Source organism: Acetobacter nitrogenifigens DSM 23921 = NBRC 105050 (assembly GCF_000429165.1).
GTDB classification, from domain to species: Bacteria; Pseudomonadota; Alphaproteobacteria; order Acetobacterales; family Acetobacteraceae; genus Acetobacter; species Acetobacter nitrogenifigens.
Window position 1 is genome coordinate 1 of sequence record NZ_AUBI01000037.1, and the last position, 8,977, is coordinate 8,977.

Genomic DNA, 8,977 nt, shown 5'->3' on the forward strand with positions numbered 1-8,977 from the left:
AAACATGTTCGCAAAACTGAAAGACTGGAGGCGTGTTGCAACCAGATACGACCGCTGCGCTCATACTTTCATGTCCGCAATCCACATCGCAGCAACCTTCATCTTCTGGCTCAAAGGATGAGTCCTGAACCTAGCGAATCTACATCCCGATCCCATTCAAGCAGGTTAGCAATATACAAATGCAATTGGAAAAAACAAAAAAACACGACACCACAACACCAAAGCGCAAAATCTAACCATGAAGCATACTATCGTAAATCGTTTTATCTCCTCCAGAAAAATGTTCCCAGAATTTTGACATCTCATCTAACTCTCGAACAGCATCCTTCTCTGAAAAAATTTTTTCCAAAACACGCATGGCACGTTGGCGTTGCCCATCTCCAACCAATATCATTGCAAAATTTTGCCGCGCCCTAGAAGAAACCTCACTCGTTTCGGCGTACGGCTCGATAAAATCTATTGCCATTTTAAATTTTCCCGACAACGCCAAAGATAGTGAAAAATTTACCGGCGCGGAAACTTGTGCTGGATCCACTTCCATCGCACGCCTGTATATTGCCTGCGCTTCTGAATACCTACCAACCTCATCCAGACTGACACCATAATCGTTCAAAATATCAAAGTTTTCTCCATATCTTTGATACAAATTTTTAAACATCTCGACTGCCTTATCGTTCTCCGATTTCATATAAATTTTACCAAGACAGATCTGAGCGATGCGGGAATTTGGTTCCAACTTTATTGCATTTTTATACAACTGTACGGCCGCCTCATATCTTCCCGCGCCCTCGTGCACACTCGCAAGCTGAAGGAGAATTTCGATATTTTTAGGATATTTTTCGTAAAGTTTTCTCAATTTAAAAATTGCATCGTCGACGTTACCACCGCCAGCTTCTACCTCCGCGACGGATATTTCATGCGAAACATCATCTCCACGAATACCGCTCTGACAACCACATAATAACAAAGAACATAAAAATAAACTCGAAATCACAATATGACGAGAACAAGAAAAATTCTCTTCATTCATCATCAACGCCCCAACACATCTATAATCTTGATAACCGCTGGCCCTGCGATCACGATAAAAACACACGGCAACAAAAAAATTATCATCGGAATCGTCAACAAAACTGAAAGGCGCGCCGCTTGAGTCTCGAATCGAATGAGATTCTCTTCCCTAATTTCGGCGACCAGGACTTTCACAACTGATCGAAGAGAGGCTCCCGTCTCCAGCGTTTGGATCAACGCAGAGCTGAGTCGAAGCATTGCCGGAAGCCCTGTTCGCATCCCCAGCCCGGTCAATACGACAGCGTGATTAGGGTTTACTTTCATCTCATCCACAGTCAACAGAAACTCTGAAGCGGTCTTTCTGTTGAGGTATGTCATTTCCTTCGCGACGCGCTCCATACTGGTTTCCATACCCAACCCAGCATCGGCACAAATCAAAAATAGATCCAAAGCATCCGCCAACCCAGAGTCCACACCAGACAAGTATAACTTTTTCTTATAACTAATTATTATATCGGGAGTAATTATACCAAGAACGACAGATATCACAAAGGAAAATTTCCAAATCTTATGAGAAATGTAACCCAGACCAAAGAAAACCGAAAATGACAAGATAAAAATCAGAATCGAAATGATTTTTACAAAAAAGACCTTACCAAAAATCGCCTCCCTCCTGGCCGTCTGGTAAATGGCGTCAGAATTATACTTTTTTTCAAAAATAATTAATATGTATTTCTTTGCTTCATTTATCACGCTAAAAAAAAAGTTACTATTAATAATTTCCCTGTGACCATTGGAACAAATCTTCGCCAAGCGATCAGTTCTCAACCTTCTATTTGAATGAACTTTTCCTATCACAATAACAATCAACAGAAAAGCAGTAATTAGTTCTATAATTAAAAAATACATTTCAACGCAACACTCGCTTGGAAATCACTATCATAGATATGATTCCTAAAAAAAATGAGACTAATGCGCCATACATTAAATTTCTTCCTAGACCCGTTTCGTAAAGCACGCTCATGTAATGAGGATTCATCAGAGACATGACAATAGTCATGACTGGAGGCATTCCGCCCAGCACATAGCAGCTTGCGCGCGCCTCCGACGCCAACGCCAACGCCTTCTTTCTAGCGAAAATTCGCTTTTTTACGGATGCTCCAAAACTCTCCAACATCTCGGCCAGGCCACCTCCTGTACTAATTTGTATTCCTATGACCGTAGAAAAGAAAACATATTCTTGAACTTTGCTATTGATCGCAACTTCCCTAAGCGATTCCCCCAGATCACGTCCAAGAACAGTTCTCGCAATTACCTCCCGGAATAAATCCTTAGTTGGAGATCTTGTTTCTCTCGAAACAATTTCTATAGCATTGATTAAAGAAATACCCACTTTAAGGCTGCGCGAAATCATCAAAACGGCATCTGGCAATTGCTCAACCAAAGTTGCAACATAAATACCCTTGACACGACTATTATACAGACGGCATGCAACAAAAATCAGAGCAGGTGACACCAAAAAAAAGTAATAAAAAAATTAATGCTCATAAAAATAGAAAATAGTATTATTAATAATGTAATGATCCCATTCTTTATGTGGAAATTTCTTGTAAAAATCGCTCCACCGAGACTCGGTCCATACAATATTTTGCAAAATTCAAAAAATAAACTTTTTGAATTTTTATTTTTTATAATTGATAAATTATCATGCATCACTCGAAAAGTGGATATACTACACACCTCTCCAATCCGATAATATCTATGCTTCACTATTTCGTTATTATATTTAATAGAAAAATAACCAACAATAGAAAACAGAAAAACAAACAAGAAAAAAAAACCAAATCGAATTCAGCACAACAATTCACTCACCCAAGGCTGCATTCCAACTTTTATCTAATTGAAAATATCGCAGTTTGTTATGAAAACTCGTTTTTGTTCTAGATATTTTATAGCTTCCTTTTATATGTCCGTCGTGCCTCTCTCCATCCATAACAAATGAAACGACGTCGTTCAAAACAACTATATCACCCTCGAGACCGGACACGTCTGTAACCTGGACAATCCGTCTGACCCCGTCTCTATGCCGCTCTATTTGCACCAGAAGATCGACAGCACCAATTATTTGAGAACGAATTGCTTGTGGTGATAGACCAAGGTTTCCCATTTGAACCATGTTCTCTATTCTAGTAATAGCTTCTCGCGTATTATTTGCGTGAATAGTTGACATGCTGCCATCGTGACCTGTATTCATTGCTTGGAGCATATCAAACGCTTCTCCTCCTCTCACTTCTCCTATAATTATTCGGTCAGGACGCATACGCAAGGCGTTACGCACCAAATCTCTCTGAGTGATTTCTCCCGTCCCTTCAATCGACGGAGGCCTAGTCTCTAATCTCACTACGTGAGGTTGCTGAAATTGCAACTCCGCAGCATCCTCGACAGTAACCACTCTTTCTCCGCGATCGATCAATTTCGACATCGCATTCATCAAAGTGGTTTTCCCGGATCCTGTCCCCCCAGATATTATGACATTCAGTCTACACTTTGCGGATATTTCTAAAATTTTTGACACCTGCTGAGAGCATCCATCATTTTCTACGATAGATTTAAAATCAATGCTTTTTTTTGAAAATTTTCTTATAGACAAGTACGGACCATCCAATGCCAACGGCGGGAAAACTATATTCACCCGTGAACCATCAGAAAGTCGAGCATCTACCGTAGGGCTGGATTCGTCTATACGACGCCCTACCGCCGACGCGATTCTTTGACTCACAGCCATGAGATGCTTTTTATTCCGAAAATTTACATCCGTTTCGATAAGCGCCCCTTGCCTTTCGACAAATATTTTAAAAGGTCCATTAACCATTATATCTGTTATCTGGTCGTCATCTAATAACGGTTGGATTGGGCCGAGACCCAACATATCATTAACTAGGTCGTTTGCTAGTGATTTTTGCTCTTTTGCGTTTAGTTGAATTCTTTTTTCATTTGCAATTTCGTTCACAACGTGTTCAATTTCCGCCATCAACCTGTCGGGTGAAAGCTTATTGATCGCAGCTGGGTCAAGTTTTTCTAGACAGGCACTGTGTAGTTCTGCTGCCTGAGCTGCGTAATCGAAATTTTGAGCTTTTACTGGAGTAGCTAGATTCGGCTGTTCCACTGCTGCTCCAAGGTTCTTCTTACCAAATGCACGTGTCCCATTCATCGTTTAGCTCCTTCTATATAATTAATAATTTTACCAAATATTTTTTTCTCATTGGCAATTTTTTTGACGCTAGCGATTGATGCCGCCTCTTGAGCAAGGGAAATGACCGCGTCCTTAAATGGTCCATCTATAGATGCGGCGGGCACACCAGATATTTCAGAATTATTAATTAATTTCGGTAGGTAAGGAAAAACAACATCTATTTTTCGTCCTAGCCCGCCCTCTATTTCTTGCCTTGACAGTCCCCCAGGTTGCCCTGATTTATTCAAAACCAAGACAGGACGAGTTCCATGACCGTTAGAAAATGCCAATGACATTTCTCTAATTGTATCCCGTAGCCCAGGAAGCGTAGGATTCAGAACTATTATTTTCTGTTGACACAAATCATTCAACGCAAATGATAGGTCATTTTTGAAATTCGGAATATCTACAACAATAAAATTATATTTTTTTCTCACCACTTCGATTAAATGCTGCGGTCCATTTTCCGCTACAACCACAGATTCTGAAAAATCAACCTGACTGCTTAAAAGGTCGCATCGACCCGCAACCTTCTGCGCGCTGCGTTCGATAAATAATTCATCAACGCGGTGCGGCGATTCATATGCGGCACGCAATCCATTATCTGTTTTTACACCCAACAACACCGCCGCGGAACCTTTGTAAATATCGCCATCTATGAACAATGTATGCCGACGAGATACTTCACCTAGATACCATGACAAATTGGCCGCTATTGTTGTAGACCCAGCACCTCCTCGTGCTGACGCAACACCTAAAACACGTCCTCCACGACTTACATCTGGCGCGCAATCCCCGGTGGCTAAAAATGGGCCGAAGAACCGAACCACCATCGCACGCGTCAACGGTTTATACAGGTACTCTGCTGCTCCAAGGCCCCGTGTTACCAGTCTATAGAAATTAGCGTCTTGACGATCTCCGATGACAAGAACCTTCACATCAGGCTCCAATGTGGCGGCCAACTCCTCCAAAATAATGATCGGCTGTTTTTCATTACTCACATCTACGATAAGAACTCGTGGATTACCGCCCCGCCTAAGATTCTCTACTGCCCCCTGGCAACTCATAGTTGCAACAGAATACTGACCCGAACGAAATTCTTCCAAAACTTCACAAATGACTGCTTCACTATCATCATCTATCACGAACGCTTGAGCATAATATTCTTGTACCGACGTCGTATTTCCGCTGTCAGGTTTATATTTTTTTTTAAATTCTACCATTTTGCTATTGATCCTTGGAAGAAACGCCTTGCGAATTTCCAACTTTGCTTAGGGCCGCGTCTTGTAGCGGTTTCACTTTTCCTTCCCTCAAGCGTTTAACGGCTTCAGCTCCTAAGGAAATATCATGCTCTTGTTCATATTTTCCGGAAGATAAATCTTTCGTATTCTCCACTTGTAAAGAGAGATTTTTCGCGTTCGCGCTCGACGAATTCCATGAAAAACTTGAGTATAACGGATCTACTTGGGCGCACCCATCGAATACCAGAAAAGACACGCACAAGGGCAGATTGAATAGAAATATTTTTATCTTCTTCATGTTAATTAACCATAAATCCAATATTTAATTTTCCATCAATATTGTCATCTTTTCTATCTGTTGACGCATCATAAATTTCACGATCGCTTGCGCGTTGTTTAGCTTGAAATATTCGCTGATAATCTGAGGGCGGCACCCAGCCGGAATCCGGGGTTTTTAATAAATCCGGGCTTCCAACCGGACGCACAACATATGGAGTAATGATAATCACCAGCTCACTTTGATTATGCTGAAAGCTGTTGGAGCGAAACAACGCCCCTAGAATCGGCAAGTCCCCAAGTCCTGGCAATCCAAGGTTTTGATTTGTAGTATTGTCCTGAAACAGACCAGCGATCGCAAAGCTTTGCCCACTTCCTAGTTCCACAGTCGTATCCGCTCGACTCACCGTGAGAGCAGGAATACTAATCGTAGAATTACCCTCTCCCATTTGTACGGCGCCGTTAGTTGACAGTTGACTGACTTCCGGCCTGACATGCAAGTTGATTCTTCCTGACGTCAAAACCGTCGGCACGAAGGACAAAGAAACTCCATACTGCTTAAATTGAACAGAGACTGTATTATTATAAGAAGAGACCGGTATAGGGTATTCTCCACCCACAAGGAAGCTAGCAGACTCTCCGCTCATCGTCGTAAGATTAGGCTCTGCCAAAACGTGAATAAGCTGATCCTGAGATAACGCGTCTATTACCGTCTCAAGGTTCATCGAACGTCCAGCAACCTTGAATTTTGACAAAAATGACAGGCTACTTTGGTACGATGTCATCGCTGCCAGCGGATTTTGAGTGGCGATTCCTATGGCCGCGCTTGTTCCAAGAGCGTTCATGTTTTCCCAATTGACGCCAATCTCACGCACCAGTTGTCGAGACATCTCTACAACCTTGACTTGCAGATTCACCTGCAATGATTGACTCCCGGTCATATGATTGTAGATATGGTCTTTCCCAACCTCATCCTGAGCTTCCTCGGCGATTTTTTGCGCCTGCTCGGGATCTCTCGCATATCCATTCAGAATCATGCCGCCGGGAAGCATTTTCGGTGTAACGGAATTTCCAAGCTCTTTTGATGAACTTTCTCTCGTTTGAGAAGCCGGGTATTGAGCCGGCACTACCGTTACGTCGTATTGGGCGATCGAATGTCCTGCCTCATCTGACGCCGAAATTGTCGTATGACCCAATCCCGTCCCGAAGACAAAAAGGGTTGAAGAGTTTGCCGGTCTCACTTCCGCAATTTTCGGGTCAGCGGCGAATACGTTTCTTACTTGATTTTTTAATTCTATTAAGCGGCCGGCTCCAAGTTGTATAACGATTCCCGTCGACGGCGTTTCGGCCAGAGCACACGACAAAACCGAGAATGCCGCAGAAAATGACAAAAGAAAATTTGTACATATTTTTGCAATAAGGTTTTCTTTAATTCTCACTTTTCACCTCGACCCGGCCATTAAAGACGTGGAGAATATTCGTAGGTGCAGCGGTAGATTTCGGCGCATTGGTATCAAGAAAATCGAAAGAGAATGAGTCGTCAATATGATCTTTCTCTCCTGCCACACGGGAAATCGATCGCAGCGACAGTGTTATTTTTCCTATTTTTGTCGCCAGGGACAGTTTTTGTGTCTGGATCGGAGTGAGTTCCAAAACAACATTTTTCGGATATTCCTCCGATTTCGAGGGATCTTTTCCTCGCACTAAACGTCGATCCACCGCAACGACACGTATATCGCTCAGGATGATTTTAGACGTCGTGTTTTTTGGCCCGACGCCTTCTGACGTATCGGAGACCGTTAGTATTACGTCGACAAAATCGCCCGGCCAAATCAGGCCACCCGCAGACGTTGCAGGATCCACCGCCACGGCCACACCACGAAGCCCTGGCCCGAGTAGCGACGCAAGAAATCCTCCTTCACCCGGATGCACCACATCCTCAACCCTGATTTGCGCTCCTTTCGGAATAGAAACTTTCAACAGAGTTCCAACAAGATCACGTTTTGAAGAATCTGATTCTACAACGGCGCCCGGAAATACAAACGATTTTGGCGTCTGCACTTCCGTAAGATCCCCGTTTTTTATAACAGATCCGGCATAAAGCTGATGTTCAGCCACCAGAACCGAAACCTTCGGTTCTGGTTTAATCATCGCAGCGGCGTCGTGAAGTTGCGCGGGCGGCCGCGCCGCTGACTTCAAAATCGCGTACAGCGACGTTCCACTCAAAAAAAATATACATACATATGGTATATATCTATGTATATTTTGATTCAGCATTATTCACACCAAACAACTCAAAGCGTATCCAGAAACTATGGCGACCGCATAAGGAAGAGCTTCGTCATTACGATGGCTGCACAAGCTTGCCTCCGCATGGGGCCGGTTTACATTACGGCACTTCATAGCAAGGACTACCTTGCGTCTAGAAATAGACGATGACTGATAAAAAATTGCTAATATCGCCCCCGATATTGCAATCCAAAATGCCGTCCGGACAAAACTTTGTGGGGGCAGAAGAAGGCACACACCCGCGAGAAGTTTCACGTCGCCACCACCGAGGAGACCCAACCGCCAACACAAAAGCAGCACAATCGACGCTGCCAGAAACGTCGCAGCGCCAACCAACCCACGACCGTTACAAAAAAAAGAGAATAATCCGAGAAGAAATAACGCCCCCGACAGGCGATTCGGTATGAGCCGCGTCCGCCAGTCGGAGATGGCCGCAGCGCCAAGAAGGAGTAGCGCCGCGCCACCTGTAAAAACGTGCGCCATCTCCCGACTGACTATGATTTAGCCTGAGGTGCCACCGGGCGCACTTTTGACGTCATTGGCAATTGTATTGAACAGCGACGTCAGGTTTGTGCCAAGCGTCTGCATCGCCGTGAACGCTACGACGGCGACGAGGCCGGCGATCAGTGCGTATTCAATTGCAGTCACCCCCTCACGATCCCGCAGGAATAGGGTAACCGCCCGCCAGAATTTCGTCATAACGCCCTCGTAAGCTATAGTGTCCTTTGGCAGGTGCACCGAACCTCGCGAACGTCTGGATCAGGCTATGCCGTACGGAATAGGGCCTGTATCTCTAAAAACGGTTGATATTTTGTTAATTTCTCCGCTTCAGCGCGTCACAGTCGATCCGGGACTACCCATTTCAGCCCGTCACACGCCCTGCGGATCCTCTTATCGCCTCAGGCGTACAGCCCCCCCCCCCCCCCCC

Annotated in this window: 10 protein-coding genes and 1 pseudogene; 1 reads left to right on the forward strand and 10 read right to left on the reverse strand. The window is 44.1% G+C overall.

Going from position 1 to position 8,977, the window contains the following annotated elements:
• Window positions 1–121, forward strand: a pseudogene (locus tag G442_RS25420) (IS5/IS1182 family transposase); the annotation flags it as partial.
• Window positions 122–232: 111 nt separating this feature from the next.
• Here the strand turns inward: G442_RS25420 and G442_RS0118480 are convergent.
• The 10 genes from G442_RS0118480 to G442_RS0118515 form a co-directional block, all read right to left on the reverse strand.
• Complete coding sequence (locus G442_RS0118480; RefSeq protein WP_161628407.1) at window positions 233–1,030, reverse strand: tetratricopeptide repeat protein; 798 nt, start codon at window positions 1,028–1,030, stop codon at window positions 233–235.
• Between the two features lie 2 nt (window positions 1,031–1,032).
• The gene (locus tag G442_RS23410) at window positions 1,033–1,881 is read right to left on the reverse strand and encodes a type II secretion system F family protein (RefSeq protein WP_161628408.1); all 849 of its coding nucleotides are present in this window, start codon (window positions 1,879–1,881) and stop codon (window positions 1,033–1,035) included.
• 40 nt (window positions 1,882–1,921) lie between these two features.
• Window positions 1,922–2,527 (reverse strand): type II secretion system F family protein, encoded by a 606-nt coding sequence (locus G442_RS0118490; RefSeq protein ID WP_146882535.1) that lies wholly within the window; start codon window positions 2,525–2,527, stop codon window positions 1,922–1,924.
• Between the two features lie 348 nt (window positions 2,528–2,875).
• Complete coding sequence (locus tag G442_RS0118495) at window positions 2,876–4,222, reverse strand: CpaF family protein (protein ID WP_026399151.1); 1,347 nt, start codon at window positions 4,220–4,222, stop codon at window positions 2,876–2,878.
• Complete coding sequence (locus G442_RS25425) at window positions 4,219–5,466, reverse strand: AAA family ATPase (RefSeq protein WP_146882533.1); 1,248 nt, start codon at window positions 5,464–5,466, stop codon at window positions 4,219–4,221. The genes G442_RS0118495 and G442_RS25425 overlap by 4 nt, the downstream gene beginning before the upstream one ends.
• A 4-nt stretch (window positions 5,467–5,470) precedes the next feature.
• Window positions 5,471–5,782: a hypothetical protein gene (locus G442_RS25430; protein ID WP_146882531.1), complete on the reverse strand. Its 312-nt coding sequence runs from the start codon at window positions 5,780–5,782 to the stop codon at window positions 5,471–5,473.
• Between the two features lies 1 nt (window position 5,783).
• Window positions 5,784–7,199, reverse strand: a complete 1,416-nt coding sequence (locus G442_RS23415; RefSeq protein WP_084440725.1) for a type II and III secretion system protein family protein — start codon at window positions 7,197–7,199, stop codon at window positions 5,784–5,786.
• Window positions 7,189–8,037 (reverse strand): Flp pilus assembly protein CpaB, encoded by an 849-nt coding sequence (gene cpaB, locus G442_RS0118510; RefSeq protein WP_084440726.1) that lies wholly within the window; start codon window positions 8,035–8,037, stop codon window positions 7,189–7,191. The genes G442_RS23415 and cpaB overlap by 11 nt, the downstream gene beginning before the upstream one ends.
• A 3-nt stretch (window positions 8,038–8,040) precedes the next feature.
• The gene (locus G442_RS26630; protein ID WP_084440727.1) at window positions 8,041–8,532 is read right to left on the reverse strand and encodes a prepilin peptidase; all 492 of its coding nucleotides are present in this window, start codon (window positions 8,530–8,532) and stop codon (window positions 8,041–8,043) included.
• An 18-nt stretch (window positions 8,533–8,550) separates the two neighbouring features.
• Window positions 8,551–8,748: a Flp family type IVb pilin gene (locus tag G442_RS0118515; RefSeq protein WP_026399154.1), complete on the reverse strand. Its 198-nt coding sequence runs from the start codon at window positions 8,746–8,748 to the stop codon at window positions 8,551–8,553.
• Window positions 8,749–8,977 lie beyond the last annotated feature (229 nt).

Bases quoted from the DNA above. Each gene is read 5' to 3' on its own strand.
- G442_RS25425 (WP_146882533.1), bottom strand. From the start codon at position 5,466: ATGGTAGAATTTAAAAAAAAATATAAACCTGACAGCGGAAATACGACG.
- G442_RS0118495 (WP_026399151.1), bottom strand. From the start codon at position 4,222: ATGAATGGGACACGTGCATTTGGTAAGAAGAACCTTGGAGCAGCAGTG.
- G442_RS0118515 (WP_026399154.1), bottom strand. From the start codon at position 8,748: ATGACGAAATTCTGGCGGGCGGTTACCCTATTCCTGCGGGATCGTGAG.
- G442_RS26630 (WP_084440727.1), bottom strand. From the start codon at position 8,532: ATGGCGCACGTTTTTACAGGTGGCGCGGCGCTACTCCTTCTTGGCGCT.
- G442_RS0118480 (WP_161628407.1), bottom strand. From the start codon at position 1,030: ATGAATGAAGAGAATTTTTCTTGTTCTCGTCATATTGTGATTTCGAGT.
- cpaB (WP_084440726.1), bottom strand. From the start codon at position 8,037: ATGCTGAATCAAAATATACATAGATATATACCATATGTATGTATATTT.
- G442_RS25430 (WP_146882531.1), bottom strand. From the start codon at position 5,782: ATGAAGAAGATAAAAATATTTCTATTCAATCTGCCCTTGTGCGTGTCT.